Genomic DNA, 26,496 nt, shown 5'->3' with positions numbered 1-26,496 from the left:
CCATACAATCGCCTCCTTATCATCACGTTTTTTAATATTCTTTATCAGAATGAATTATTCCTTTAAATATTATTACTTATCTGATGAGATCTTCAACTAAATGGCCCGATTACTGAATAAGAAAAAATCCTGCACATCAACACAGGATTTTGATCAAACTTTTTTACATATTATCAATCTTTATTTTAAACGATCAGACTTTTTTATAAATTATTAAACTTTATTTCAAAGCCACAGGGATCTCTCCGTGGAGATAATGGGAAATGCTGTATTTAAGCTTTGGAATTTCGTTTTGGGGGCAACCTGTTTTGTTAGGTTGATGGCGATGGGGTGCTACAAATTGTTAGCTTGATGGCGATGTGACGGTACCTCTTTATAAATGAGCAGCTATCTCATATGGTCAGCTGCTTATTATTCAGGATTTTCACCTTGTTCTAATCCATACTTCTTCATTAACCATAGAAAGCAAGCTAAAAGAAGCTCGTGATATTGCGATGGACGAAATGAAAGAACTTGCAAAACAAAAAGGTGCGAACGCTATCGTTGGTATTGACGTAGATTACGAAGTTGTTCGTGATGGAATGTTAATGGTTGCTGTAAGCGGTACAGCTGTACGTATATAATTAAATAAAAAACAGGCTCACCCCTTGAAGTTTATGCTTTGAGGGGATTTTTTTGTTTTTAAGTTAAAGACAGTACATATTTTACATGACTAATATGTACTGTCCCCGCTTATGCCACAATCGCGTCTGTTTCTCGATTATGAATAATTGTTGCCTTTCGTGCTATAAATTTCATAAGCAAAAAATCCAAATAAATAGCCTATTCCAGCTCCTAAACTAACTGTAAACAGTAAAGAATCCGGGAAAAATATGCCGAAAATCAAACCGATAGCACAGCCAAAAAGCATTCCCATAGGTATTAAACTATCTAATAAATTTTGAGCTTCTTTTGATTTTTTCTTACCTAATTTTCCTTGGTTATATTTATGTTTAAGTCTTTCAATTACAAATACTACAATTCCTCCGACTATTACAACAGGCGCAATTGCCGTAATTAACCACATGTTAGAATCTCCTTTCGCTTTTCAATTAAACTATACCATATATTTACAATTTTTTTGTTAAACGTAATATCCACGGATTAATTTGGTCTATTTAAAAGATTAATCAAAACGAATTTAATAACTCGTTAAAAACACTTTCCCTTTTGTTTTTTCGGCAGATTGAACTACATCAATTGCATTTTTCATATCTGCTAAGTCATACGTAGAATGTACCGTCATGAAACGCAATTTTTTATCTTCTACTAAACGGATTAAATGATGGAACGTTTCTTGCCATTTATATGCTGACACGTCACTATTCCAATGTCGTAAATGAAATATGCTCGCGTGCACTTTTGCTTTCGTGACAATCTCTGCCCAGTTAACTTGTATTCCTGATAGAAGACCGATAGTTAAAAAGTGCCCATTTGGACGTAAGGAGAAAGCTAATTCATTTCCATCTGATCCTCCAATAGAATCAATCGCAGCATCTGCACCTATCCCGTTTGTTAATTCCATAACTGTTTCATAAAGTGGGGAAGTGGAAGTATCTATGACATATTCGGCACCGAGGCGAAGTAATTCCTCTGTATGCTTATTACTCCTTATAACTGCAATTAATCGGAAGTTTAAAATTTGTGATAACTGAGCAAATAGAAGACCAATAGCGGAGCCGCAAGCATTCACTAATAAAACATCATTACATTTTAAGTTTAGAATTTCTGTACATGTGACCCACGCTGTAAGGGGATTAATATACATTTGTGCCGCTGCAAAATCATCAATGGAATCAGGAATAGGGACTACAAAATCAGCTGATGTTGTAACGAACTCTTGCCAAGTACCTTCTCCGCGTAATGGCAAAACACGTTTACCGATAAGGTCTCTAGAAACGAAAGAGCCTACATCTTCTACAATACCAACACCTTCATACCCAGGTATGTTAGGTAAAGTAATTCTATGTGAGTATGCTCCGCTTATTGGAATTAAGTCAGATGGATTAATCGGTCTGACTCGCATACGAACTAAAACTTCATTATCTTTTAATGGTTCTATATTTTTATATTCAACCTGTAACACATCTTTCGGATTGCCAAACTCATGAAATTGAATGCATTTTCTAAGCAAAATAATTGGTCCCCCTTAGTGTGATTGGATTGATTATAGCATTTTTAGCTTAATTGATTATTTCAGTAGCACTAAATAAAGAGGAACAGACAGTCGTCGTTTATTCATTTGATAAAATCGTAGAAAATGGTATTGCTGTGTGTGAAAAATTTAATGAAAAATAGGCTCGACCCTTGAAGTATATGCTTTGAGGGGATTTTTATTGTGCAAATTTCAAAAAGATACATGAATTATGTAACATTGTATGGATTGTAAAATGGATTTCCTGAATAAGCTATTAGGTACATAGTAATATAATAAAAAGACGCCCTTGTGAGCGCCTTTTTCCGACTTGAGATAGATGTATCATTATTGTTCTGTTAGGATACATAGCTCTCGTTTAAAGTTTACTCATACAAATGATCTGTGTATCAAATTGTTTTGATATACAGATCATTTGTATGATAATTCTTATAGATAATTGCTGAATGATAACCTTACATGAATGCTTTTAAAAGTTCTTGAACCAATGGAATTATTCCACCTACAAATTTTAAAACTGCCATTGCGATTTCCATATGATTGCCTCCTTTTTTTTAATAGTAAGATGTAATAAATCTTTATACCCTCATTATAGTAAGCGTTCACAAGTGCATCAACACATTTCGATATGCAATATTTCATATTCGCATTCGGTAATGAAGAATCAGTAATTTATCAAAATGTCAGTCGCATCTTATATAGTATAATGTAATGGTGGAGGTCGAATATGAAAAAAATAAATTCAAATATAGATTTGGATACGAATGTATTAGAAGTAGTATTTATTCCAAGAAGGTTTATTGTTTTATGGATTACACTCGTATATATAGCTTCTATGCTTTTAGAATTTCGTAATAATATTTACTCTATGGATAGTTTCTTCTTTACAATAGTCATTGTTATTCATACTATTTTTCATTGGTATGCGAGTTCATTAAAGAATAGGCAATTGTTGTACTTCTTTTTTGTACAACTCTTCATTGTGTTTCTCGCTGCATTTATTGTACCAAATGGTTCAATAGCTATTTTTGTTGGATTAACCCCTATTTTAATTGCCCAAAGTCTATATGTTTATAACAATATATTTAAAGTAATGGCAGTTTTTACTCTCATGTATGCCATATTTTGTACTGCAATCAGTATCAATTATGGTGTGAATAAAGTAGCTATTCTTATCTCTATGTTCCTTTTAGTATTAGCAATTATTATTCCTTTTTCCTATATTAATAAGCAGCAATTTGATGCACGCAATCGTATACAGAGCTACATTCAAGAGTTAGAGTCTGCATATATGAGAGTGGAAGAATTGACATTAGCTAATGAAAGGCAGCGAATGGCAAGAGATTTACATGATACGTTAGCGCAAGGTGTAGCGAGCTTAATTATGCAATTGGAAGCAATAGATGCCCATATGCAAAAAGGGAATACAGGACGATCTCAAGAGATTATGAAACAAACTATGATAAGGGCGAGACAAACTTTACATGATGCAAGGTTGGTTATTGATGATTTGCGTCATACTACCAATTCATTTAATGAAGCAGTAGAGGAAGAGATTCAACGTTTTTCTGAGGCTACGTCTATACATGTGAGATTTACTATTCAAAGCCCCCCGCATATTTCAAGCTTAGTAAAGGAGCACTGTTTATATGTAATTAGTGAATGTTTAACGAATATCGCAAAACATTCGCAGGCAACAGATGTAAATTTAAAAGTTGAATATATCGATGACCTTGAAAAACTTACTATTGAAGTTGAAGATAATGGAATTGGTTTTGACACTAGATATATCGGTAAGAATCCTGGACACTATGGTTTAATTGGCTTAAATGAGCGTATTCGATTGATTAAGGGAGAAATACATATATTGAGTAAAAAGATGAAGGGTACGGAAGTGTATATTCAAGTGCCTATAAATAAAGAAGGAGATAGCCATGAAGTATAACGTATTAATTGTGGATGATCATTTCGTTGTAAGAGAAGGTCTGAAATTAATAATAGAAACGAGTGATTCATTTCAAATTATAGGTGAGGCTGCAAACGGAGAGGAAGCCCTTTCTTTCATAGAAAAAAAGAAGCCTGATGTCATTTTAATGGACTTAAATATGCCTAAAATGAGTGGTTTAGAAACAATTGAGGCTTTAAATAAAAAACAAAATCATACACCGATTATTATATTAACTACTTATAACGAAGATGAATTAATGTTAAAGGGAATTGAGTTAGGAGCAAAAGGATATTTGCTAAAAGATACGGATCGTGAGAATTTGTTTCGAACATTGGAAGCGGCTATTCGAGGTGAAATTTTACTACAACCAAATATTATGGAAAAGATAGTGAAGTATAAAAGGAAAGAAGTACATGCTGATAAGGTTGAAGAAAATAACTTAACAGATAAAGAACTGTTTGTGTTGAAAGCTATTTCGCGCGGATATAAGAATAAAGAAATTGCATTTGATATGGGGATAGCTGAGCGAACGGTAAAAGCGTATTTAACGAATATATACAATAAACTAGGTGTTAATTCGCGGTCAGAAGCGGTAGCTGTATCTATTGAAAGGAAGTTAATTCATTTTTAAAACATTATATATGCCCAATCGTACATTATAGGCTTGCCCTTTTGTACGATTTTTTTATTTCTTTCTCATGTTATGCTTCAGAAAGTATGAGAGATTTAAGAACAGTACAATTACAGACGTTTTCTTTTATCCCAACATAGAACGTATTGCTGTAAATTCATTCAAAGATTGCAGTTGATAAGAAATGGGGGAGTTAACACAGATGTTTCTACCTATTACTACATTTTATAGGTTTAGTTGGCTGGGGAGTTTTGCTTTCTCTTCAGAAAAGGTTAGCAGGAATCGAGCGTTTTCGAGGGCCGAAGAACTAAATGCTAATTTGTATGAAAAGAAATGTATAGATTCAGTTAGTAATATTCATGAGAAAATAACGATAGATTTTGTGAAATATGGTGATAATTATGTATCGGGCCATGCGGAACCTTATGAAACAATTGTCATAACGAGCGGCGATATGCTTGTTGGAAGTGGACGGGTTAATGAGTATGGAGAGTTTAAAATATATACGAATAATCATCTGGAAGAGTATTTGATAATAGAGATTCAGTTGATACTAGGTGGTTTTTATCAAGAGAGTATAACGGTAAAGATAGAATGCTAAGGTATCGTGATTTCCTTTTTATCTACTAAATAAAAAGGAAGCAACCGTAGCCGCTTCCTACATCTATTAAGCCGAAGCTTTCTTCATTCTCTCAAGTAAACTAGATAAAATATGCGTACGATAAGATTCTAGTTTTTTACCTTCGTAAGTACGAATACCTAATTTTTTCAGTTCTTTTACATACCAACCTTTGCTTCCGAAATACATGTGATCGCTCCCCTTCAACTTTTTTATTTGTTCTGATTGTACTTGGAGGTACAGGTAATATAATGAAGGAAATGGATTTCGCGCGAAAATGGTTAACTTTGTTGCAAAAGACATATATACTAAAGGTAGTATACAACGAGGTGGGCAAGACGTGATTATAGAGAAGCACGAAATTCAAATTGACCAAATTACGAGCGGAAAAGTGAACATCTTTACTTTCTATAGAAATAGAAAGCAAATTGACGATCATTTTTTACGATTGCAAGAACCATCGCTTACAGCAAACTACTTCTTCCATTTTCATTTTGATGCAGAGAGTTTACATCTTCTGCAGGAAGAGTTTCCGAGCGTATATCCGTACGACCGTAGTGAAACGATTCACGACTGGACGGAAAAGATGAAAGCGGAATTGCAACATCAGATCCAAACAGGTAAATGGAATAAGCGCGTACGTATCGGTAATCGCATTCTAGATGTGGTGTTTACGTGGTGTGACGAAGATATAGTAGAGTGAAAAAGAAGCGGATAACGCTTCTTTTTTTAGCGCTGGAATAAAACGAGTTTACCTGCAGAAGATGTGCAGCGATGTGTTTTTTCATGCAATCCTTTTTCTTGTAAAATAGATTCGCCTTTTGCTTTCGCTTCTTTTTCAGTTGCCGCCTCGAATGATTCGTCTAATGCTTTTGAACCATCTTTTTCAAAGACTGTTAGAATGTATACTCCCATGAAAATTCCCTCCAATAATTAAAATCAGAATCTTATAACTATTTTGTCATAAATCACTAGAATATGCAAAGAAATATATGACATTGCGTGTTACAATAAAGTGAAACTTTAATCAGTGGGGATTTTTTTCATCCCCACTGATTATTAGTTGAACCAATCGGGTAATTACGGGCAGTTTGCTTTCAAATTAGCTTCTTAGCCTTACTGCCCGTTAATTCGGGGTAAAGTGAAACTTTAATCAGTGGGGGATTTTTTTCATCCCCTGCTTATTACTAGTTTTCAGCAATTTTAATGTTGATAAGATGAAACTTTTGAAACATAGAAAGGATCGTTTATTTGTGAAACAAGTGAAGTTTATACATGCGGCTGATTTGCATTTGGATAGTCCGTTTAAAGGGATGGAAATGAATATACCATCGTCTGTTTGGGAGAGAATGAAGCAAAGTACGTTTGAATCGTTCGAGCGTATTGTTGATAAAGCGATTCAAGAGCGCGTTGATTTCGTATTACTAGCTGGGGATTTGTACGATGCGGAGACGAGAAGTTTGAGAGCGCAAGTGTTTGTGCGTGAGCAAATGAAGAGACTTTCGCAGTATGATATTCCCGTTTTTATTATTCACGGTAACCACGATCATTTAGGGGGAAGCTGGGCAGCAATTGAGTTTCCGGAAAATGTTCATGTGTTTATTGAGCCTTATGTAGAAGAGAAATCATTTTATAAAAATGGTGAGCTATTAGCTTCTATTTATGGGTTTAGTTATTTGCAGCAAGCAGTAACGGATAATATGACAGCGCAATATACGAAAATGAGTGATGCGCCTTTTCATATTGGGATGCTTCACGGAAGTGTGGAAGGGGATGCGGAGCATAATCGCTATGCACCGTTTCAAATTCGTGAGCTGAAAGAAAAGCAGTTTGACTATTGGGCTCTTGGCCATATACATAAACGTGAAATTTTATCGGAAGAGCCGTACATTATTTATCCAGGTAATATACAAGGGCGTCATCGTAAGGAAACAGGAGAAAAGGGTGCGTATCTTATCGAACTCACGAAACAAGGATCGCATTGTTCGTTTTTCCATACTGCGGATGTTGTATGGGATGAGATAGAAGTTAGTATCGATGGACTTGAAACTGTTGATGATCTTATGACGGCGGCGTCAACTGCGATGAATGAATGTAGAAGAGAAGAGGACGGCACACTTTTAACTGTTGTATTTACAGGACAGGGGCCACTTTCTCCTTATTTACGTGAAGACAAGCGCGTGGAAGAGATTTTTCATATTTTAGCAGCGGGAGAAGAGCGAAAAGATTTTGTATATGCGATGAAGTGGAAAAATGAGACGGTTTCTTTTGCAGAAATCGAACGTTTGAAAGCAGAAAATCATTTCGTCGGTAGTGTGCTAAAGGAGTTAGAAACTTTCACAAATATGGACGGAGTGTTGCGCACGATTTGGACATCTCCTGTGGCGCGTAATAGCATTGAATCTTTCACAGAAGAAGAGAAGAGAGAGATTCAAAAGGAAGCGGAAAATATTATTTTAGAGCAATTATTCCAGCAAGAGAGGGATAAAAAATGAGAATTGAAAAATTCCATATTTATGGATATGGAAAACTAGAAAATGTGGAAATGGATCTTTCATTGCTGACGGTGTTGTATGGTGAAAACGAAGCGGGTAAATCGACAATTCGCTCGTTTATGAAAAGTATTTTATTCGGTTTTCCGACGAGAGGTCAGCGCCGTTATGAGCCGAAAGAAGGCGGGAAGTACGGCGGAGCGATCACCGTGCAAACAGAGAAGTACGGCCGTTTGAAAATTGAACGATTGCAAAAGACGGCATCTGGTGAGGTGACCGTTTATTTTGAAGACGGGAAAACTGGCGGCGAAGATATTTTAAAAGATACATTAAGCGGCATGAATGAAAGCTTATTTGATTCAGTCTTTTCGTTTGATATGCATGGTCTTCAAAATATTCATCAGCTTGGCGAAGCGGATATCGGTAATTATTTATTTTCTGCAAGCGCAGTCGGAAGTGATGCGTTATTGCAGTTAGATAAAAAATTAGAAAAAGAAATGAATCAGCGTTTTAAGCCGAGTGGTCGTAATCCTGAAATTAACGTGTCACTGCAAGAGATGAAGAAAATTGAGGAAAAGATGAAAGAGTGGCAAGGAAAGATTGGCACGTATGAAAAACAGGTCGAGCAGTTAAAAGAAAGTGAAGAGAAACTTGCTTCTGTTCGTGCGGAAAAAGAGTCAGCCGAAAGACGAAAGCAAGACTATGAAATATTAGCGGCGCTTGAGCCTCTCGTTATTGAAAAGAGTGCGCACGAGAAAGTGTTAGAAAACGAGAACGGGCAGTTTCCTGTAAACGGGATGGCGCGTTATGAGGCGGTAAAGGCAAAGATAGAACCGCTGCAGGTACAAGTAGATTCACTTCAAAAAAAGATAGAAACAGCGCAATCAGAAATTGATTCCACAGAAATAGATGAAGCATTTTTACAAAAAGAAAGTTATGTAGAAGAACTGCGTATGCAGCATATGTCTTATGAAAATGCACGCCAAGAAATGCGTGATATGACGGGAAGTATTACGAATATAAAAGAAGAAATCGCAGAATTAGAGCAACAAATTGGCGCTACTTTTGAACAAGAGACTGTTCTTTCATTTGATATAAGTTTAGCGACGAAAGAATTAATTACGCAAACTGTACAAAAGGCGCGTGAATTAGAAACGCAAAAAGCACAACTAGATGAACGTTTTAAAACGGCTCAAGAGCAATTAGAAGAGCAAGAAGAAAATATAAGACAAATAAGACAGCAATTGTTAGCTGATGAAGAACGAAATACGTTAGTTGAGAAAGAAAAATCATTTCAAGATGCGGCATTTTTAGGTATGGGCGCAGAAAGAATGAAGCGTAAGTATGAGGAAAAAGCAGGAGCGGCTATACAAAAGAAAAAACAGTGGCAAAGAATTTGTCTTCTGTTATTGCTTATTAACACGCTTGTTTTATTCACGAGTTTGTTTATAGATAACCGCGCGATGTTATTTATTAGTGTTATTGTTTTTGTAGGGATTGTTTTAGCGCTCGTTTTATATAAAGATCCGTCAAGCGGATTACAAGAAGAGCTTCTTACTCTTCAGCAAAGTGCTGGCGGCCGTCAAAGTGAAGAAGCGATGTCAGTTCGCTATCAGTTAGAAAAGGATGAAGAGATTCGCAAGTTATTTGAGCGAGAGTCGTATAAATTACAGCAAATGGAACGTACTTATGATAAAGTCGTTTCATCGTATGAGGAATGGGAGAGAGAAACTTTCCGTGCGGGAGAACAAGTAGATGCGTATAAAACGCGTTATATGTTCCCTGAATTGTATACGTATGCGCACATATTGCCAGCATTTGAGCGTATTGAAAAAATGCAGTCATTATATCGTGATTTTGAGAAGCAAAGCACGCGAAAATCTTCATTATATGAAATGATTTCGCACTTTGAGCATAAACTAGAAACTGTTATTGGTAGTAAAGAATATAGTAAATTGCATGAGGCGCAAAGTCGTATGCAAAATGAGAAAGAGAAGCGCCAAACTTGTAAGCAGCTGAAAGAGAAGCTGGCGGAATGGCAAGAAGAATACGAGTTCATGCAAGAGCAATTAAAACAACTTTTAGTAGAGCGAGATGGGTTATGGCATATCGCAGAATCTACAGATGAAGAGATGTTTTTAGAAGCAGGAAAATTGGCGGAAAAACGTGAAGATGCGGATAAGCAAGTGGGGCGTTTATTACCTCAAATTGATCTTTTAGAACAGCGCTTAACGAGTTTGTCGTTAGCTGAGCATTATGAGGCTGACGGTTATGATGAAAAATTAAAGCAAGAAATTACAGCCGTGCAAAACTGTCTTGCGAAAGAGAAAGAACTGACAGAGCGTATTGCGAAGCATCGAATAGAAATTGCGAATTTAGAAGAAGGCAGTACGTATGGTGATTTACTACATGAGTGGGAAATGAAAAAATCACAAGTGCGTGAACAAGTGAAGAAGTGGGCTGCATATGCGGCCGCAAAGACAGTATTAACGAAAACGAAGCAATATTATCATGAAGTGCATTTTCCGCGTATTTTACAAAAATCCGAAGAGTATTTCGTGTATTTAACAGGCGGACGATATAGTAAAATATTCTCACCGTCAGAAACGGAATCGTTCATTGTCGAACGTAACGATGGTATGCGTTTTTACAGTCATGAACTAAGCCAAGCGACAGCGGAGCAGTTATATTTATCGTTACGATTTGCACTAGCGAAAACGTTTGAGCATGATTATCCATTTATTATTGATGATAGCTTCGTACATTTTGACGCGGTAAGGACCAATCGAACGATTGAACTTATAAAGGAAATTGCGAAAGATAGACAAGTTATCTTCTTTACATGCCATGCGCATTTATTAACCTATTTTACAGAAAATCAGATTATAAAATTAACACGTAAGCGTAAAGAAAATGAGTTGTAGTATGCTATACTAAAAGTAATTGATTTGGTGGAGGAATTCGAATGAAAAAGAAAATTGCAGAATATGAAGTTGGTGAACAAGTCGATGTTTTCTTGTTAATTAAAACAGCGACAAAAGGTCTCGCAAGCAATGGGAAGCCGTTTTTAACAGTAATCTTACAAGACCCAAGTGGAGATATTGAAGCGAAGCTATGGGATGTATCACCAGAAGTTGAGAAACAATATGTAGCGGAAACGATCGTTAAAGTAGCTGGAGATATTCTAAATTATAAAGGGCGTATTCAATTACGTGTGAAACAAATTCGTGTTGCGAATGAAAATGAAGTAACGGACATCTCAGACTTTGTAGAAAAAGCTCCAATAAAAAAAGAAGATATGGTTGAGAAAATTACGCAATACATATTTGAAATGAGAAACCCGAACATTCAGCGTCTAACAAGACATTTATTAAATAAGCATCAAAATGAATTTTTAGAATATCCAGCAGCGACGAAAAATCATCACGAGTTCGTATCTGGACTAGCTTATCATGTTGTATCGATGTTAGATTTAGCGAAAGCTATCTCGGCTCTATACCCATCGTTAGATAAAGATTTACTTTATGCAGGCGTTATTTTACACGACCTTGGTAAAGTATTCGAACTATCTGGCCCAATTTCTACAACGTATACGTTAGAAGGAAATTTACTTGGCCACATCTCTATCATGGTGAACGAAATTGGTAAAGCAGCAGATGAACTACAAATCGATGCAGAAGAAGTATTAATCCTTCAGCACATCGTCCTTTCCCATCACGGAAAAGCAGAATGGGGTAGCCCAAAACCACCATTAGTAAAAGAAGCAGAAATTCTGCACTACATCGACAACTTAGATGCAAAAATGAACATGATGGACCGCGCATTAGGACGCACAAAACCAGGCGAATACACAGAGCGTGTCTTTGCTCTTGATAATCGTTCGTTCTATAAGCCGACTTTCCATAATTAAAATTGTAAATAGAACAGCCTCATTAAGTGTTAAAAAACTTAATGAGGCTGTTTTTGTATGAATAACATATTAAAAAAATATCTCGAATTCGAGATAAATATCTTGCTTTTTAATCACTTGAGTTGTAAAGTGATAGTAACGAAAGGAAATGAGTCATATGAGAAAGGTACACTTCATTCTCTAAATTGCTTTCGTATGAATTATTTTTTAGCTATCACTTGATTAGTAAAATGAAGAGGCATCCTCACATTTCAATAATTACTTTTATAAACACGTGCTTCGTTTCCAGCCTTACTGGTGGGAACAGCAAGCAGACATATAACCGTAAAAAGATAAATTAAAACTATTGGAGGAATATAAAATGAACCAACTAAAAGGAATACACCATGTTACAGCGATTACAAGTAGTGCAGAAAAGAACTATGAATTTTTTACTTATGTTTTAGGAATGCGTCTCGTTAAAAAAACGGTAAATCAAGATGATATTCAAACTTATCATTTATTCTTTGCAGATGATAAAGGTAGTGCAGGAACGGATATGACTTTCTTTGACTTCCCAGGCGTTCCTAAAGGTGTACACGGTACAAATGAAATTTCAAAGACTTCGTTCCGAGTTCCAAGTGATGCAGCATTAGCATATTGGGTGAAACGTTTTGACCGTCTTGAAGTGAAACATACTGGAGTTAAAAAGCAATTCGGTAAGAAGACTCTTTCTTTCGTTGATTTTGATGATCAACACTATCAATTAATCTCAGATGAATTGGATAAAGGTGTGGAATCAGGTACACCTTGGCAAAATGGGCCAGTTCCATTAGAATATGCAATTACTGGCTTAGGACCTGTATTTATTCGCATCGCAAACTTTAGTTATTTCAAAGAAGTGCTAGAAAAAGTTCTATTATTTAAAGAGATTGATCAAGAAGGAGAGTTCCACTTATTTGAAGTAGGTGAAGGTGGAAACGGTGCTTCTGTCATTGTAGAACATAATACGGTTCTTCCTGAAGCACAACAAGGTTTTGGTACAGTGCATCATGCGGCATTCCGCGTAGAGGACCGTGCTGTATTAGAAGAATGGATTGAGAGAATGAGTAGTGTTGGACTCCCTACATCTGGTTATGTAAATCGTCACTTCTTTGAGTCATTATACGCAAGAGTTGCACCGCAAATTTTATTCGAATTTGCGACAGATGGCCCTGGATTTATGGGAGATGAATCTTATGAAACACTTGGAGAAAAATTATCTTTACCTCCATTCCTAGAGCCAAAACGTGAAGAAATTGAAAAATTAGTTCGCCCGATTGATACAGTGAGAAGCACGAAGGAATTTATTAAAGAGTAAAGATGGACGTTTTTATTTATAGGTAGTATGTAGAAGAGCAAGTAGTTTTAGCTGATAGCTAGAATTGCTTGCTTTTTTATTTGGACTGATAAATATTCTGACAAATGTTTCTCAAGTTTCCGAAAAGGGGTGGTAATATACAATTTGGATAATTGTATAAATATCCCAAGTATTGAATTGGGAGAAAAGGGGATGAGAAGATATGAGAGTAGATGTAGTAACAAAGGAGCAAATGAAACATTCTTTAGATGATTGGTATCGTGTAATGTTGCAGCAACAAATAGAGAAAGCTACGGAAATGAAAGAGGAGATTGATAGTAAGATTAGTGGTTTGGAAGTGGATCAAGAATTATCTTTGTATTTTACATTATTAGATTTTAGATATAAGATGCTGACGGATTGGTTGAATATAAAAGAAAATAGTTTTGAGAGAATAGAATCTTTTGAAATCCCAACTGAAGGATTTTTAGCATATTATTATCATTTCTTTAAAGGGATATATTGTACTTCAATGTCTAAATATGGTGATGCGAAGGAAAGTTATGAAAAGGCAAATGAATTACTGAAAGATGTCTCGCACTCTTTAGAGAATGCTGAATTTGATTATCGTATGGGTAATTTTTACTATCAGACGTACCAACAAGTTAATGCAATTGATTATTTGAGAAAAGCGAAAGAGGAATTTAAAAAACATATAGGTTGTGAAATAAATATAGCGCTATGTGAAAATGCTTTTGGTCTGTGTTGTGTAGATCTGAAAAATTACGAACTCGCTGAAGAAACCTTTAATGCTGCTATGGATATTTTCCAAAAAGTAAATTATGAAAAATATATTTTAATGGTGCGTCATAATTTAGCTTTTTTATATGCTAGCCAAGATTTATCGGAACTCGCAATTCGTCATGCATCCGAAGTTATAAAAAAACAGCCGAAATTTTTTAAAGCGCTATTTGTTGAAGCGCGTGAATATTATAAATTAGGGCAATATCAACTGGCGGCGGATTTAATTGAAAAAGGTTTGGATATTTGTAAAGAATTAAATAAGGAAGAGTTTCAATACCGTTTTATGATTTTGAAAAGTGTAAACGAAAAAGCACCTACATTAAGCTTAGAGGAAGTAGTTTTAGAAGGTATTTCTTATTTTGAGAAAGAAGAGTTATGGGAGTGTATACAAGAATACGCTGAAATGTTAGCTTTAAGGTTTTATAAAGAAGAGAATCACAATAAAGCAAGTCATTATTTTTATATGAGTCATAAAGCTCAAAAAAAATTTTCGAAAAAAGGGGCGCTAAAATAATGAAAAAGATTCACTTTGGAATGTTGGGGATTGCGTTAGTAGGTGCGTTATCAATTGGAGCTAATGGTTCATTTACAAATCAAGCATTAAATATAGGAGAGACAGGTGGAGCACCAGCAAGACCAGACTACGTTAATATTGGCGAAACAGGAGGAGCACCAGCTAACTTCAATAAAGGAGATGGCGGAGCACCAGCAGATAATAGAGGCGACGGCGGAGTAAGCCAACTATAATAAAAATAAAGAAGGGACTTCACGTGGAAGTTCCTTCTTTATTTTTAGGCCATGCAGAGAAAAGGATTGACTTACTTTTTATATGTAACTATAATAGTTACAAAATAACTATCAATAATAGAAATGAGTTATATTTTTTTAATATAATTGTAACCGTTTCAGTTACAATTAAAATTAATCATAAAACAACCAAAAAATGTAAAAACTTTAAATGGCAACATGAGAAAGGAGACGGGGATTTTGAAACGGTTTAAGTTTTATATGATTAGCGGTATTGTGCTCGTTTTGTTAGTAGTATGTAACTTCGTTGATAAGCCGATTGCGAAGGTTGAAGAAGTGAAGGATACTGTTATGATGAAGATAAATACGAAAGAGAGTATGGCGCAAATCGATGGGCAGACGATATATTTTAAGCAAATTGGCGTGGGGAAACCGCCGTTACTTATGCTTCACGGGTTTGGTGGTTCTTCAGATGGGTTTAGTGATATTTATCCGGAACTCGCGAGAGATCATACGATTATCGCTGTTGATATTTTAGGATTTGGGCGTTCTTCTAAGCCGATTGATTTTCAGTATTCGTTTCCTGCGCAAGTGAATTTATATTATAAGCTAATGAAGAAGCTTGGATATGATCAGTTTGCGGTACTTGGTCATTCAATGGGGGGAGAGATGTCCCTTAATTTAGCGTATTTATATCCGGACGCGGTTACCCATCTCGTTTTAGCGGATTCTACAGGGATTGAATCTTTCCAGCAAAAAGAAAGTTATGAAGTGACGCCACTATCGACGGACTTACAAACTGTAACAGAGATTACGGATTATAATAAAAATGAAGTGAAAAATAGTCGCGATGATAAAAAGCATTATGATGAGCTTACGAAAATGAGAGAGCGCCGTATTGCGATGGAAGCGGATAAAATTAAGGTGCCGACTTTAATTATATGGGGTAGGCATGATAAGAGCGTTTCTTGGAAAAATGGTGAACTGTATCATCAGTTATTTGCAAATAGTACGTTTCATATCATTGAAAAAGGATACCACGCACCGTTCCGCCAAGAGCCAATCGAGTTTATGGAATATGTACAAGCGTTCTTCGCGAAGAATCCACAATGAAAAATTTAAGCATAAATCCACTTCTTTCCTCATACAGTGAAACTAATAAGGCTTGTCTAAGGAAAGGAATGAACGAAAGTGGAAACTTTACCATGGTGGGTTTATCTTGTAATTGTTGGGATCGTATTGAGTGGCTACATGGTTTTATATACTTCGAAAAAAGAGCAAGACATGGATAATGAGTTTATCGAAAAAGAAGGCGAAGTTTATATGAAGCGTTTAGAAGAAGAGCGAGAGAAACGTAATCAGGATAGTGATAAAGATTCGGTATTGCTTTAATAGAAACTTGTAAAGAAGAGAAAGGGATTTCTCTTCTTTTTTATATGTTAGTTTGTTGGATACTCCCTTTTAAATTAAGATCGCATCAAGCTTTAGCGGATTGTTAAGGCAGAACCCCTTGTATCCATAGGCACAGTAACCATCCAAAGCCCAATTCATACACTATGACGGAAGCTTTTTACTTAATAATCGGATGAAAAAGGAGTGTAATGATGAAAGAACGTACTGTTAATGAAACAGGAGGGAGTATACCACAACCAATCCGCAGTGATGGAGCAGGTGCGATTGATTCTGGACCACGTAATGTTATGCGGGATATTCAAAATCCGAATATGCTCGTTCCACCTATTACAGATGCTGGGCTAGTTCCTAACTTGAAATTTTCATTTTCAGACACTTCTATGATCTTAAAACAAGGTGGGTGGTCTCGGGAGATTACTGCTCGGGAACTTTCGGTTTCGACTACGGTTGCTGGGGTAAATATGAGTTTAACGGCCGGGGGAGTACGTGAACTTCATTGGCATAAAGAGGCAGAATGGGCATATATGCTTTTAGGAAAGGCACGAATAACTGCAGTTGACCAAGAAGGGCGAAATTTCATTGCTGACGTTGGTCCAGGTGATCTTTGGTACTTTCCCCCTGGCATCCCGCATTCGATTCAAGGATTGGAGCATTGCGAATTTCTGCTTGTCTTCGATGATGGACATTTTTCTGATCTATCTACTTTATCTATTTCCGACTGGTTTGCACATACGCCAAAAGAAGTTCTATCGGCTAATTTCGGAGTGCCAGAAAGTGCTTTTAACTCTATTCCTTCAGAGCAGATCTATATTTATCAAGGAGAGGTACCGGGTTCGCTTGAGAGTCAGGAAGTTCAGTCGCCAAAAGGAGAAGTTCCTTTAACGTTTAAACATGAACTGTTAAAACAAAAACCGATTAAGACACCTGGTGGTAGCGTTCGAATTGTAGATTCTACGAATTTTCCTATTTCAAAAACAATTGCAGCGGCGCTCGTTGAGATTGAGCCTGGTGGTATGAGAGAACTTCATTGGCATCCGAACAATGATGAGTGGCAATATTATTTGACAGGGCAAGGGAGAATGACTGTGTTTCTTGGAAACGGTACAGCTCGTACATTTGATTATAGAGCTGGTGATGTCGGATATGTACCGTTTGCGACTGGACACTATATTCAAAACACCGGTGACGAAACATTATGGTTTTTAGAGATGTTCAGAAGCAACCGCTTTGAAGATGTATCGTTAAATCAATGGATGGCATTGACTCCTAAAGAAATAGTGGAAAGTAATGTACATGTTGGCCCGCAATTGATGGATTCTTTACGTAAAGAAAAGTGGCCTGTTGTGAAATATCCGGGTTTTTCTTATAAACCGAAAACGGATGAGTAAACATGGATATATGCGTTATTCTTTCTGGAGAACGATAGGAAGGAATGGCGTATTTTTTATGTCTAGTCCTGTCTTTACTAGTATTCGTTATTTGTATTATTGTTCGGGAAATTATTATAGGAAAAAAGTATATGGAATCTAAATACTACATAGTGCTATTTTGAAGTGTAACGCACAAGTTGCACAGGCTATGCAACGATAACTAGCTTTACTCTTCATCATTTATTTGACCATACTAGACGTAGAGAGGTGATAAGAACAGTATGATTTTTAGCGAACGTTTAAAAGAAGAAAGGGAAAAAAGAAATTGGTCGCAAAATGATTTGGCTGAAAAAATTCATGTAAGTAGGCAGTCTGTTTCGAAATGGGAAACGGGAAAGAACTATCCGAGCATTGAAATTATTATTCATTTAAGTGATCTGTTCGGTATTACGATTGATGAGTTATTGAGGAGTGATGAAGAGTTGACGCAGAAGGTAATTGAAGATAGTAAACAATTGGCGTATCCAAAATGGAAGGTGTTTTTTGATAGTCTATTCATGATGGGGGTATTTTTGTTTATTACAAAAATCGTTGTATGGATGTTAAATAAGTTTGCAGGAGCAGGCATTACAATTGTAGCAGATGCACCATATGTAATGAATTTTTTACCCTTCATATTAATGGTTATAGGTGGTACGGTTTCTGATAAGTTGAAGAAAATATATAGGTAATGAAGGAAATTCCCCACGCTAGCTGTTCTTTTCACCCAAATTGTGTACTATAAAGGATAGGATGATATAAAGAAGGGGACATATAGAATGGAATTTCATGAACAGAAGATTTTGCCGGCAGTGAGGCAAATTAAAGATTTGGAAAAGCTATTACATAGTTCGTATGAGTATATTATTATTTTAGATATTCATGTCGGTCAATTGAAGAGTGTTGTGTCGCTCGCGAAGCAGCATGGGAAAAAGGTGTTTTTACATGTGGATTTGATCCATGGATTACAAAGTGATGGGCATGCGACGGAGTTTTTATGCCAAGAATATAAACCGTACGGGTTATTATCGACAAAGGCGAGCGTAATTATGAAGGCGAAGCAAAAAGGTGTCGTCTCCATTCAACGCATCTTTTTAATTGATTCTAGCGCAATGGAAAAGAGCTGTAATTTGCTAGAAAAGACGAAGCCGGATTATATAGAGGTGCTTCCTGGTGCGCTAACGGGTGTGATCGCTGAAGTGAAAGAGCGTACAGGTGTACCAATTTTAGCAGGTGGTTTCATTCGAACTGTAGAAGACGTTGAAAGAGCGTTAAATGCTGGTGCGACAGCAATTACGACATCGAAAAAAGAACTATGGAAACATTATCAAAAAAAGTGACGAAAATGTGAAAAAATTCTGTTGACACCGCTTTCATTAAGGGTTAACATTATAGACAAGTTAATAAACGTGACGGAGAAAAGAAGAGATCCACATTTTATTGTTTCTATATACTCTTATATAGAAGCATGTAAGCTGTGGATCTTTTTCTTTTGAAAAAAAAAACGAATGGCCATTCATTTTACCTCTATCACACTTGAAAACGTTAAAATTGATAGTGGAGGGATACTATGTCAGCATTTTTAGGAGAGTTAATAGGGACTGCGTTGTTAATCTTACTTGGTGGCGGTGTTTGCGCTGGTGTAAGTTTAAAGAAATCGTTTGCGAAAGATTCCGGTTGGATTGTAATTACAATGGGCTGGGGCTTAGCGGTTGCTATGGCAGCGTATGCAGTTGGATCAATTAGTGGGGCACATTTGAATCCGGCTTTAACGATAGGACTTGCTTTTAAGGGAGCGTTCCCATGGAGTGACGTACCTATGTATATCGCAGCACAAATGATTGGGGCAATTATCGGGGCAGTTCTCGTATATTTACATTACTTACCACACTGGAAAGAAACAGAAGATCCAGGAACAAAGTTAGGTGTATTTGCAACAGGTCCAGCAATTCCGAACACATTTACAAACCTTTTAAGTGAAATGATTGGAACATTCGTTTTAGTATTTGGTATATTAGCAATTGGAGCAAATAAATTTGCAGATGGTTTAAATCCATTTATCGTAGGTTTCTTAATTGTAAGTATTGGTTTATCATTAGGTGGAACAACAGGATACGCAATCAACCCGGCTCGTGATTTAGGTCCGCGTATTGCACACTTCTTCCTTCCGATTGCAGGAAAGGGCGGTTCAAACTGGAAGTATGCATGGATTCCAGTAGTTGGTCCAATTCTAGGTGGATCACTTGCAGGATTATTCCATCAAGTTGTATTTGAAGGAAAACAAAATTCAGCACTTATTTATGTGATTATTACAACTGTGATTGTACTAGCAATCTCTTATATGACAAGTAAAAAAAGTGGAGCTACTACAAATAGTAGAAAAGTAGCATAGGGGGAAACTGATATGAAAAAATATATTCTTTCATTAGACCAAGGAACAACAAGCTCACGCGCAATTCTTTTCAATAAAGAAGGAAAAATCGTTCATTCAGCTCAAAAAGAGTTTACACAACATTTTCCAAAGCCAGGCTGGGTTGAGCATAATGCACAAGAAATTTGGGGATCTATTTTAGCAGTTATCGCAACTTGCTTAAGTGAAGCAGATGTGAAGCCAGAACAAATCGCCGGTATCGGTATTACGAACCAACGTGAAACAGCGGTTGTATGGGATAAAACGACTGGAAAACCAATTTATAACGCAATCGTATGGCAATCTCGTCAAACAGTTGAAATTTGTGATGAGTTAAAAGAAAAAGGTTATAGCGATATGGTTCGCGAAAAAACAGGTCTTTTAATTGATGCATACTTCTCTGGTACGAAAGTAAAATGGATTTTAGATAACGTTGAAGGTGCAAGAGAAAAAGCGGAAAACGGCGAGTTATTATTCGGAACAATTGATACATGGCTTGTATGGAAATTGTCTGGTGGTAAAGCGCACGTAACAGACTATTCAAATGCATCACGTACATTGATGTTTAACATTCACGACTTACAGTGGGATGATGAGCTTCTAGACATGTTAACAGTACCAAAGAGCATGCTTCCAGAAGTACGTCAATCATCTGAAATATATGGAGAAACAATTGATTACCACTTCTTCGGTCAAAATGTACCGATCGCAGGTGTAGCTGGTGACCAGCAAGCAGCATTATTTGGACAAGCTTGTTTCGGTGAAGGTATGGCGAAGAACACTTACGGAACTGGTTGCTTCATGTTAATGAACACAGGCGAAAAAGCAGTAGCTTCTGAGCATGGCCTATTAACAACAATTGCATGGGGTTTAGATGGTAAAGTGAATTACGCATTAGAAGGAAGTATTTTCGTAGCAGGTTCTGCAATTCAGTGGTTACGTGACGGAATGCGCATGTTTAAAGATGCGAGTGAGAGTGAAGTGTACGCTAGCCGTGTTGAATCAACTGAAGGTGTATACATAGTACCGGCATTCGTAGGATTAGGTACACCGTACTGGGATAGTGAAGTACGCGGCGCTATGTTTGGTGTAACACGCGGTACGACGAAAGAGCACTTCATTCGTGCAACGCTAGAATCTTTAGCATACCAAACGAAAGATGTACTATGCGCAATGGAAGCAGATTCAGGTATTGAACTGAACACATTACGCGTTGATGGCGGGGCAGTTAAGAATAACTTCTTAATGCAGTTCCAAAGTGATATGTTAGACGTTCCTGTAGAGCGTCCAGTGATCAGTGAAACGACAGCATTAGGTGCAGCATACTTAGCGGGTCTTGCGGTTGGATATTGGAAAAACCAAGATGAAATTAAAGCACAGTGGCATATGGATAAACGCTTTACACCAGCAATGGAAGCGGAAACAAGCGAAGAGCTATATGCTGGATGGAAAAAGGCAATTGAAGCAACTAAAGCTTTCAAATAATCATAAACAGTGTTATAATGATGACAAGTTAATAATTCGGTAGGAGATTTGGAGAGACCACAACACGCTATAGAGGCGAAATCTATAGCGGAGTTCGTGGTCTCTTTTTTCGTTATCAAAGGGAGGAATTACCATGAAATTTTCAAGTAAACAACGTAAAGACGTATTAAACGGAGTAAATAAACAAGAGTTAGATGTGATCGTAATTGGTGGAGGTATTACTGGTTCTGGTATTGCATTAGATGGGGCAACACGCGGTTTATCAACGATTGTGTTTGAAATGCAGGACTTTGCAGCAGGTACATCAAGTCGTTCAACGAAACTTGTACACGGCGGTTTACGTTATTTAAAACAACTTGAAGTGAAAATGGTAGCAGAGGTGGGGAAAGAGCGTGCGATCGTATATGAGAACGGTCCCCATGTAACGACACCAGAGTGGATGTTACTTCCGTTCCATACAGGCGGCACGTTCGGGTCATTTAGTACATCAATTGGTCTTCGTGTATACGACTTCTTAGCAGGTGTAAAACGAAGCGAGCGCAGAAAGATGTTTAACCGTGAAGAAACATTGAATAAAGAGCCTCTTGTAAAACAAGAAGGATTAAAGGGCGGCGGTTACTACGTAGAATATCGTACAGACGATGCGCGTCTTACAATTGAAGTAATGAAAGAAGCAATTGAACACGGTGCGAAAGCTGTTAACTACGCAAAAGTAGACAGTTTCTTATATAAAGATGGAAAAGTATGCGGTGTACGTGTAATCGATTTACTAGACGGAGAAGTGTATGAAGTTTACGGTAAGAAAATTGTAAATGCAGCTGGTCCTTGGGTAGATACACTTCGTGAAAAAGATAACTCTAAAAAAGGGAAAGTACTTCAGTTATCAAAAGGTGTGCATTTAGTAATTGATCAAAAACGTTTCCCATTAGGTCAAGCGATTTACTTTGATACACCAGATAAACGTATGGTGTTCGCGATTCCTCGCGAAGGAAAAACGTACGTAGGTACAACAGATACGTTCTATGATAAAGACGCAGCTGTACCGCACATGACAACAGAAGATCGCACATATATCATTAATGCGATTAATTACATGTTCCCAAGCGTGAAAATTACGGAGAAAGACGTTGAATCAAGCTGGGCTGGTGTACGTCCGTTAATTTATGAAGAAGGTAAGAATGCATCTGAAATTTCTCGTAAAGATGAAATTTGGACTTCTGAATCTGGTTTAATTACAATCGCAGGTGGAAAATTAACAGGATACCGCAAAATGGCTGAAATGGTAATAGACTACGTAACGAATCTATTACAAAAAGAAGGACATAGCGTATATCCGAAGAGCGATACGAAACATATGCCAATCTCTGGTGGTCATGTAAGTGGTTCACACGGATTCTCAGCATTTATCGCGAAAAAAGCAGGCGAAGGTACGAAATACGGTTTAACGACAGCGCAAGCGGAAGAGTTCGCGAAATTCTACGGCTCTAACGTTGACGTATTGTTTGACTTAGCGAAAAAACATAAAGACGAAGCGAAAGAATACAACATGCCGCTAGACGTTCTAATCCCACTTGTATACGCAATGGATTACGAAATGACAGCGAAACCAGTTGACTTCTTCGTACGCCGCAGAGGCGCTGTATTCTTCAACATCCACTGGGTATACGAGTGGAAAGAAGCAGTAATCAACTACATGGCTGCAAAACTAGGCTGGAGCAAAGAAGAGCAAATGAAATACACAGCTGAACTAGAAAAAGCATTAACAGACGCTGTAATTCCTGTAGATCAGCAAGAACAAGCGGCGGCGTTAGCGTAAAATAGCGAACCACCTGAAGGGGAGCCTTTAGGTGGTTTTTTAATTACAAACGTAAATAATAGATAGTATGTAGAGGGTTATGACAAATAACCCTCTTGTTGTATTTAAATAAGTGAACTCGCTTCAATAGAAGTACATAATTCAGAACGAGAGAGAGCTTCGGCTAACTGTTATAAATATAAGTATTCTTCCGCATCTTTTTCAGAAGTGTTAGGATCCAATAAATGAGAAGAAAGAAGTACATCAATTGTAAGTATGTCCGAGTCATGAAAAGAGATATTATAGCCGGCAAATACAGGTCGTTTTAAGTCTTTTACTTTTTGAATCATCTTATGGAATTTCGTAACACTTACATTAATTTTGGCTAATGGAAAGCATTTTTGGGTAGGATTCTCGATGGTCTTTCTAATTTTATAATCGTATACGTAATAGTACTTCTCTTGCTGTTCAAGTGCTTGTAATTCTTTCGTTAATAAGTGGTATTTGTCTGTAAGTCCAGTTGTGAGTGTATCGTGTTCTTCACCAACTAATAAGGTGAAAGGTCTTGATGATGAGATTGAAACGGTGCGGACGTTTAGTTCGGTAAAAGTGGGATTAGATTGTAAAATGGTATGTAATTTTTCGGTAGAAAACTCACCGTCATAAATAGCAATGAAATAATGATTCATCTTTTCACTCCTTATTTTTTTCTAAAATGATATATTCTATTTTTTAGTTGTAAGTCCTGCATAAAAAAGAAACACCTTGATTAATATCAAGGTGTAATAAGTTCAAAACTCTCCAAATCAGCCCCCATCACAAAAGGACTAACCTCACCAACGCTATAAAGCTGTAACTCATGCATTGCGCGCGTACAAGCAGTGTAGAACAATCTACGAAGGCTCTTATCTTGGTATACTTCATCGTTTGCATTGTAAATAATGACAGCGTCAAATTCGATACCCTTCGCTAAGTAAGCAGGGATAACGACAATACCTTGCTCGTACTCGGCCGAGTTACTTTTCACAAGTTTAATATTCTCGATATGACTGAGTGCCTCGTATGCAGCGGCGCTTTCTGCTGCGGATTTACATATAATTGCGATCGTATTGTGCTGTTGTTTTTGTAATTCAGCGACTTTGGAAGTAATACGGTCGTGCAGTTCGCTGTAATCAGAAACTCTAGTCACTGTAGGTTTCTCACCGTCACGTTCAAAGGCGTTAATGTTCTTTCCTTCAGGTACGAGATATCGTGTGAATTCAATAATCGGTTTTGTTGAGCGATAGCTACGAGTTAAGTTGATGCCGTTTGTTTCATCAGGCCCGTATAAGCTAGTAAGTGTATGGAAATCAACTGTTTCACTAGCATGGGCGAATATTGCTTGATTAAAGTCTCCGAGCACAGTCATTTTTGCGGCAGGGAATAATCGTTTTAAAAACTCGAACTGAAACGGAGAATAATCTTGTGCTTCATCTACGAGTACGTGTTTAATGGATCTGTTTGTTTGGAAGCCTTCAATTAATTCTTTTAAAAGCAAAAATGGAGTCGCATCTTCGTAATGTAGCTTTCCTTCATCTAACATGTTCAAAGTTAGTGAACAAATGTCGTCCCATTCTTTAGGTTTTTCGCCAGTAACCCATGATGAATCTGTGAAGAGCTGTTTATATATTCCTGTGAAATTGATGAAACGTAGCGTTTGAACGCCTTTACGCAGCGGTTTTAACTTTTTACGGATAATCATACGGCTAAGTACTTTATTTTCACTTTCGTAATCGTCAAATGAGTTTTCTGCAAACTCTCCTTTTTTCTGTAAGTAATTATAAGCTTTTTGATATTCATCTTTACTAAGCAGTTCAATTTCTTCTTGCACCCAAGGTTTCGTCCGTTCGCTTTTTTCAAGTTCATCTATTTGTTTATTTAGCCACTCCGTTAACTTCTCAATTCGATTATGGAAGCGGAGGGAGGGATCGGTATTGTAAAATTGTTCTGTAATTTGTTTAGCAGAGGCAATTGGTTTTCCTCTAAATTTCATTCCTCTAAACAACATACCGGACGATTCTAGAGATTGTCTGTACATCCTAATTGTCTCGAAAAATTGGGTGGATGCTTTAAATCGAATGCTCGCATTTCGAGCTTTATAAGCAGGGCTATTCGTTTCAGTTAGCATATATTCTAATTGCTCATAAGGGTCTTCAACGTCAAATGACTTGCTTAGTCTATGGTTTAAATATTCCTGGAATGTAACTTGCTGCATATTCTCTTCACCGAGTTCTGGCAATACGTTAGACACGTAGCTGTTGAACATGGAGTTAGGGGAGAAGAGAATGATTTGATCTGCTTTTAGCCATTCGCGATATTTATATAGTAAGTAGGCGATTCGCTGCAGGGCAGCTGATGTTTTACCGCTACCAGCAGCTCCTTGAACGATAAGTAGTCGCCCTTCATCGTGACGGATAATCTCATTTTGCTCGCGCTGGATAGTAGCAACAATACTTTGCATATGTTTGTTTGTTCCTTTTCCGAGCGCTTGTTGTAGGATTTCATCTCCAATTGTGAGACTCGTATCGAACATTGAATCGATCGTGCCGCCCTGAATAATATATTGTAATTTCTTCTCCACATTGCCGCGGATTACGCCTCCTGGTGTACTGTACTCAGCTGGTCCTGGTGGATAATCGTAGTAGACACTTGAAATTGGTGCGCGCCAATCGTATATAAGAAAGTTTTCTCCGCTTGCATCGGTAAGTGTAGCAACGCCGATATAAATTTGTTCTGCACTAGATTCTCCTTCTTCTTTGAAATCGATTCGTCCGAAGTAAGGTGCTTTATGCATACGCCTTAGTGCGGCAAGTCGATTAAAGGTGTGCTTATGGGTAATTTGTGTTACGGCTAGTGACTGAGCTTGTTGTCTTAAGTTGATAACTGTTTCAAGATAATCGTCAAAAGTATCAGTGTTAACTTTTACATCATCCCAGAAGTGTTTACGAATGTTGATTACTTCTGCCCGGCGTCTGCCAGTTTCGCTTTTCAGTTTATCAATTTGCTCCGTAATCGTTTCTATTACGTTATCCAATCGTTTTTGCTCTTGATCAAGTTTTTTGTTCATACGTAAGCACTCCTTTAAAAGTGAAAAATAGAGGTTGACTGAAGATGTGTTTTGGTGTACAATTAAGATACGGATAAATACATTCTCTTGTTTTTGATGAATGCGTTTCTGTACTAATTTAACATAGTTTTTTAATTTAATCAATGATAATGAGATAAACCTTGGTTTCGTTCTGCGCGAATCAAGGTTTTTTTGTGTTGAATGGAGTAAGGTGG

At 37.0% G+C, this 26,496-nt stretch carries 24 protein-coding genes and 3 pseudogenes; 20 read left to right on the top strand and 7 right to left on the bottom strand.

Annotated features, from left to right (window positions below; all coding sequences use genetic code 11):
• Positions 1-461: 461 nt before the first annotated feature.
• Positions 462-623: pseudogene (locus tag MR071_RS20540) on the top strand (heavy metal-binding domain-containing protein); the annotation flags it as partial.
• Positions 624-760: 137 nt separating this feature from the next.
• Here MR071_RS20540 and MR071_RS20535 read toward each other — a convergent pair.
• From MR071_RS20535 to MR071_RS25645, 3 genes and pseudogenes are all read right to left on the bottom strand, one after another.
• Positions 761-1,066 (bottom strand): hypothetical protein, encoded by a 306-nt coding sequence (locus tag MR071_RS20535; protein WP_105586518.1) that lies wholly within the window; start codon positions 1,064-1,066, stop codon positions 761-763.
• Positions 1,067-1,180: 114 nt separating this feature from the next.
• A complete protein-coding gene (locus MR071_RS20530) occupies positions 1,181-2,173 on the bottom strand; it encodes a zinc-dependent alcohol dehydrogenase family protein (RefSeq protein WP_242237748.1) in 993 nt (330 codons plus the stop codon).
• Positions 2,174-2,649: 476 nt separating this feature from the next.
• Positions 2,650-2,836: pseudogene (locus MR071_RS25645) on the bottom strand (hypothetical protein).
• Positions 2,837-2,921: 85 nt separating this feature from the next.
• Between MR071_RS25645 and MR071_RS20525 the strand changes: the two are divergent.
• The 3 genes from MR071_RS20525 (at position 2,922) to MR071_RS20515 (ending at position 5,374) form a co-directional block, all read left to right on the top strand.
• Entirely contained in the window at positions 2,922-4,139 is a 1,218-nt protein-coding gene (locus tag MR071_RS20525; RefSeq protein ID WP_242237746.1) for a sensor histidine kinase, read from the top strand.
• On the top strand, positions 4,129-4,773 hold the full coding sequence (locus MR071_RS20520; RefSeq protein WP_242237744.1) for a response regulator: 645 nt from the start codon (positions 4,129-4,131) through the stop codon (positions 4,771-4,773). Before MR071_RS20525 ends, MR071_RS20520 begins: the two co-directional genes overlap by 11 nt.
• A gap of 202 nt (positions 4,774-4,975) precedes the next feature.
• The gene (locus MR071_RS20515; protein ID WP_242237742.1) at positions 4,976-5,374 is read left to right on the top strand and encodes an Ig-like domain-containing protein; all 399 of its coding nucleotides are present in this window, start codon (positions 4,976-4,978) and stop codon (positions 5,372-5,374) included.
• A 66-nt stretch (positions 5,375-5,440) separates the two neighbouring features.
• On the opposite strand, the gene MR071_RS20510 is transcribed toward MR071_RS20515, so the two are convergent.
• Positions 5,441-5,581 carry a YflJ family protein gene (locus tag MR071_RS20510; RefSeq protein ID WP_000273535.1) on the bottom strand — a complete coding sequence of 47 codons (141 nt, stop codon included), beginning with the start codon at positions 5,579-5,581 and terminating at the stop codon, positions 5,441-5,443.
• A 151-nt stretch (positions 5,582-5,732) separates the two neighbouring features.
• Here MR071_RS20510 and MR071_RS20505 point away from each other — a divergent pair, with 151 nt between their 5' ends.
• On the top strand, positions 5,733-6,095 hold the full coding sequence (locus tag MR071_RS20505; RefSeq protein ID WP_242237740.1) for a hypothetical protein: 363 nt from the start codon (positions 5,733-5,735) through the stop codon (positions 6,093-6,095).
• A gap of 26 nt (positions 6,096-6,121) precedes the next feature.
• Here MR071_RS20505 and MR071_RS20500 read toward each other — a convergent pair whose 3' ends face one another.
• Positions 6,122-6,307, bottom strand: coding sequence for a YhzD family protein (locus tag MR071_RS20500; protein ID WP_105586524.1), 186 nt, complete (start codon positions 6,305-6,307; stop codon positions 6,122-6,124).
• A 338-nt stretch (positions 6,308-6,645) separates the two neighbouring features.
• Here MR071_RS20500 and MR071_RS20495 point away from each other — a divergent pair, with 338 nt between their 5' ends.
• From MR071_RS20495 to glpD, 15 genes are all read left to right on the top strand, one after another.
• Positions 6,646-7,887 carry a metallophosphoesterase family protein gene (locus MR071_RS20495; protein ID WP_242237750.1) on the top strand — a complete coding sequence of 414 codons (1,242 nt, stop codon included), beginning with the start codon at positions 6,646-6,648 and terminating at the stop codon, positions 7,885-7,887.
• Positions 7,884-10,808 carry an ATP-binding protein gene (locus tag MR071_RS20490; RefSeq protein ID WP_242237738.1) on the top strand — a complete coding sequence of 975 codons (2,925 nt, stop codon included), beginning with the start codon at positions 7,884-7,886 and terminating at the stop codon, positions 10,806-10,808. The genes MR071_RS20495 and MR071_RS20490 overlap by 4 nt, the downstream gene beginning before the upstream one ends.
• Before the next feature lie 41 nt (positions 10,809-10,849).
• Complete coding sequence (gene yhaM, locus MR071_RS20485) at positions 10,850-11,794, top strand: 3'-5' exoribonuclease YhaM (protein WP_002150118.1); 945 nt, start codon at positions 10,850-10,852, stop codon at positions 11,792-11,794.
• 361 nt (positions 11,795-12,155) lie between these two features.
• Positions 12,156-13,133: a ring-cleaving dioxygenase gene (locus MR071_RS20480; RefSeq protein ID WP_242237736.1), complete on the top strand. Its 978-nt coding sequence runs from the start codon at positions 12,156-12,158 to the stop codon at positions 13,131-13,133.
• 202 nt (positions 13,134-13,335) lie between these two features.
• Positions 13,336-14,430 (top strand): response regulator aspartate phosphatase, encoded by a 1,095-nt coding sequence (locus MR071_RS20475; protein ID WP_242237734.1) that lies wholly within the window; start codon positions 13,336-13,338, stop codon positions 14,428-14,430.
• Positions 14,430-14,663 carry a Phr family secreted Rap phosphatase inhibitor gene (locus tag MR071_RS20470; protein ID WP_242237732.1) on the top strand — a complete coding sequence of 78 codons (234 nt, stop codon included), beginning with the start codon at positions 14,430-14,432 and terminating at the stop codon, positions 14,661-14,663. The genes MR071_RS20475 and MR071_RS20470 overlap by 1 nt, the downstream gene beginning before the upstream one ends.
• 23 nt (positions 14,664-14,686) lie before the next feature.
• A complete protein-coding gene (locus tag MR071_RS20465) occupies positions 14,687-14,917 on the top strand; it encodes a hypothetical protein (RefSeq protein WP_242237730.1) in 231 nt (76 codons plus the stop codon).
• Positions 14,904-15,776 (top strand): alpha/beta fold hydrolase, encoded by an 873-nt coding sequence (locus MR071_RS20460; RefSeq protein ID WP_242237727.1) that lies wholly within the window; start codon positions 14,904-14,906, stop codon positions 15,774-15,776. The genes MR071_RS20465 and MR071_RS20460 overlap by 14 nt, the downstream gene beginning before the upstream one ends.
• A gap of 78 nt (positions 15,777-15,854) precedes the next feature.
• The gene (locus MR071_RS20455; protein ID WP_000449223.1) at positions 15,855-16,055 is read left to right on the top strand and encodes a sporulation YhaL family protein; all 201 of its coding nucleotides are present in this window, start codon (positions 15,855-15,857) and stop codon (positions 16,053-16,055) included.
• A 212-nt stretch (positions 16,056-16,267) separates the two neighbouring features.
• Positions 16,268-17,464 carry an oxalate decarboxylase family bicupin gene (locus tag MR071_RS20450; RefSeq protein ID WP_242237725.1) on the top strand — a complete coding sequence of 399 codons (1,197 nt, stop codon included), beginning with the start codon at positions 16,268-16,270 and terminating at the stop codon, positions 17,462-17,464.
• Between the two features lie 263 nt (positions 17,465-17,727).
• Complete coding sequence (locus tag MR071_RS20445; protein WP_242237723.1) at positions 17,728-18,177, top strand: helix-turn-helix domain-containing protein; 450 nt, start codon at positions 17,728-17,730, stop codon at positions 18,175-18,177.
• 87 nt (positions 18,178-18,264) lie between these two features.
• Complete coding sequence (gene glpP / locus MR071_RS20440) at positions 18,265-18,825, top strand: glycerol uptake operon antiterminator GlpP (protein ID WP_242237721.1); 561 nt, start codon at positions 18,265-18,267, stop codon at positions 18,823-18,825.
• Positions 18,826-19,055: 230 nt separating this feature from the next.
• On the top strand, positions 19,056-19,877 hold the full coding sequence (glpF, locus tag MR071_RS20435) for a glycerol uptake facilitator protein GlpF (protein WP_002030197.1): 822 nt from the start codon (positions 19,056-19,058) through the stop codon (positions 19,875-19,877).
• 12 nt (positions 19,878-19,889) lie between these two features.
• The gene (gene glpK, locus MR071_RS20430) at positions 19,890-21,380 is read left to right on the top strand and encodes a glycerol kinase GlpK (RefSeq protein ID WP_105586534.1); all 1,491 of its coding nucleotides are present in this window, start codon (positions 19,890-19,892) and stop codon (positions 21,378-21,380) included.
• Positions 21,381-21,513: 133 nt separating this feature from the next.
• Positions 21,514-23,196 (top strand): aerobic glycerol-3-phosphate dehydrogenase, encoded by a 1,683-nt coding sequence (gene glpD, locus MR071_RS20425; RefSeq protein ID WP_242237719.1) that lies wholly within the window; start codon positions 21,514-21,516, stop codon positions 23,194-23,196.
• A gap of 104 nt (positions 23,197-23,300) precedes the next feature.
• Here glpD and MR071_RS20420 read toward each other — a convergent pair.
• Positions 23,301-23,864: pseudogene (locus MR071_RS20420) on the bottom strand (hypothetical protein).
• Between the two features lie 86 nt (positions 23,865-23,950).
• Positions 23,951-26,281: an RNA polymerase recycling motor HelD gene (gene helD, locus MR071_RS20415; protein WP_242237717.1), complete on the bottom strand. Its 2,331-nt coding sequence runs from the start codon at positions 26,279-26,281 to the stop codon at positions 23,951-23,953.
• Between the last annotated feature and the right edge of the window lie 215 nt (positions 26,282-26,496).

This window comes from Bacillus cereus group sp. BfR-BA-01316 (genome assembly GCF_022664195.1).
In the GTDB taxonomy this organism is placed as follows: Bacteria; Bacillota; Bacilli; order Bacillales; family Bacillaceae_G; genus Bacillus_A.
The sequence above is the reverse complement of the archived record's forward strand: the minus strand, read 5'-3'. Positions and strand labels throughout refer to the sequence as shown.

What these genes read in the sequence shown, in the direction of transcription:
- MR071_RS20535 (WP_105586518.1), bottom strand. Translation starts at nt 1,066, where the DNA reads ATGTGGTTAATTACGGCAATTGCGCCTGTTGTAATAGTCGGAGGAATT.
- MR071_RS20500 (WP_105586524.1), bottom strand. Translation starts at nt 6,307, where the DNA reads ATGGGAGTATACATTCTAACAGTCTTTGAAAAAGATGGTTCAAAAGCA.
- MR071_RS20470 (WP_242237732.1), top strand. Translation starts at nt 14,430, where the DNA reads ATGAAAAAGATTCACTTTGGAATGTTGGGGATTGCGTTAGTAGGTGCG.
- MR071_RS20525 (WP_242237746.1), top strand. Translation starts at nt 2,922, where the DNA reads ATGAAAAAAATAAATTCAAATATAGATTTGGATACGAATGTATTAGAA.
- glpP (WP_242237721.1), top strand. Translation starts at nt 18,265, where the DNA reads ATGGAATTTCATGAACAGAAGATTTTGCCGGCAGTGAGGCAAATTAAA.
- MR071_RS20450 (WP_242237725.1), top strand. Translation starts at nt 16,268, where the DNA reads ATGAAAGAACGTACTGTTAATGAAACAGGAGGGAGTATACCACAACCA.
- glpK (WP_105586534.1), top strand. Translation starts at nt 19,890, where the DNA reads ATGAAAAAATATATTCTTTCATTAGACCAAGGAACAACAAGCTCACGC.
- glpF (WP_002030197.1), top strand. Translation starts at nt 19,056, where the DNA reads ATGTCAGCATTTTTAGGAGAGTTAATAGGGACTGCGTTGTTAATCTTA.
- glpD (WP_242237719.1), top strand. Translation starts at nt 21,514, where the DNA reads ATGAAATTTTCAAGTAAACAACGTAAAGACGTATTAAACGGAGTAAAT.
- yhaM (WP_002150118.1), top strand. Translation starts at nt 10,850, where the DNA reads ATGAAAAAGAAAATTGCAGAATATGAAGTTGGTGAACAAGTCGATGTT.
- MR071_RS20445 (WP_242237723.1), top strand. Translation starts at nt 17,728, where the DNA reads ATGATTTTTAGCGAACGTTTAAAAGAAGAAAGGGAAAAAAGAAATTGG.
- MR071_RS20515 (WP_242237742.1), top strand. Translation starts at nt 4,976, where the DNA reads ATGTTTCTACCTATTACTACATTTTATAGGTTTAGTTGGCTGGGGAGT.
- MR071_RS20480 (WP_242237736.1), top strand. Translation starts at nt 12,156, where the DNA reads ATGAACCAACTAAAAGGAATACACCATGTTACAGCGATTACAAGTAGT.
- helD (WP_242237717.1), bottom strand. Translation starts at nt 26,281, where the DNA reads ATGAACAAAAAACTTGATCAAGAGCAAAAACGATTGGATAACGTAATA.
- MR071_RS20510 (WP_000273535.1), bottom strand. Translation starts at nt 5,581, where the DNA reads ATGTATTTCGGAAGCAAAGGTTGGTATGTAAAAGAACTGAAAAAATTA.
- MR071_RS20520 (WP_242237744.1), top strand. Translation starts at nt 4,129, where the DNA reads ATGAAGTATAACGTATTAATTGTGGATGATCATTTCGTTGTAAGAGAA.
- MR071_RS20475 (WP_242237734.1), top strand. Translation starts at nt 13,336, where the DNA reads ATGAGAGTAGATGTAGTAACAAAGGAGCAAATGAAACATTCTTTAGAT.
- MR071_RS20490 (WP_242237738.1), top strand. Translation starts at nt 7,884, where the DNA reads ATGAGAATTGAAAAATTCCATATTTATGGATATGGAAAACTAGAAAAT.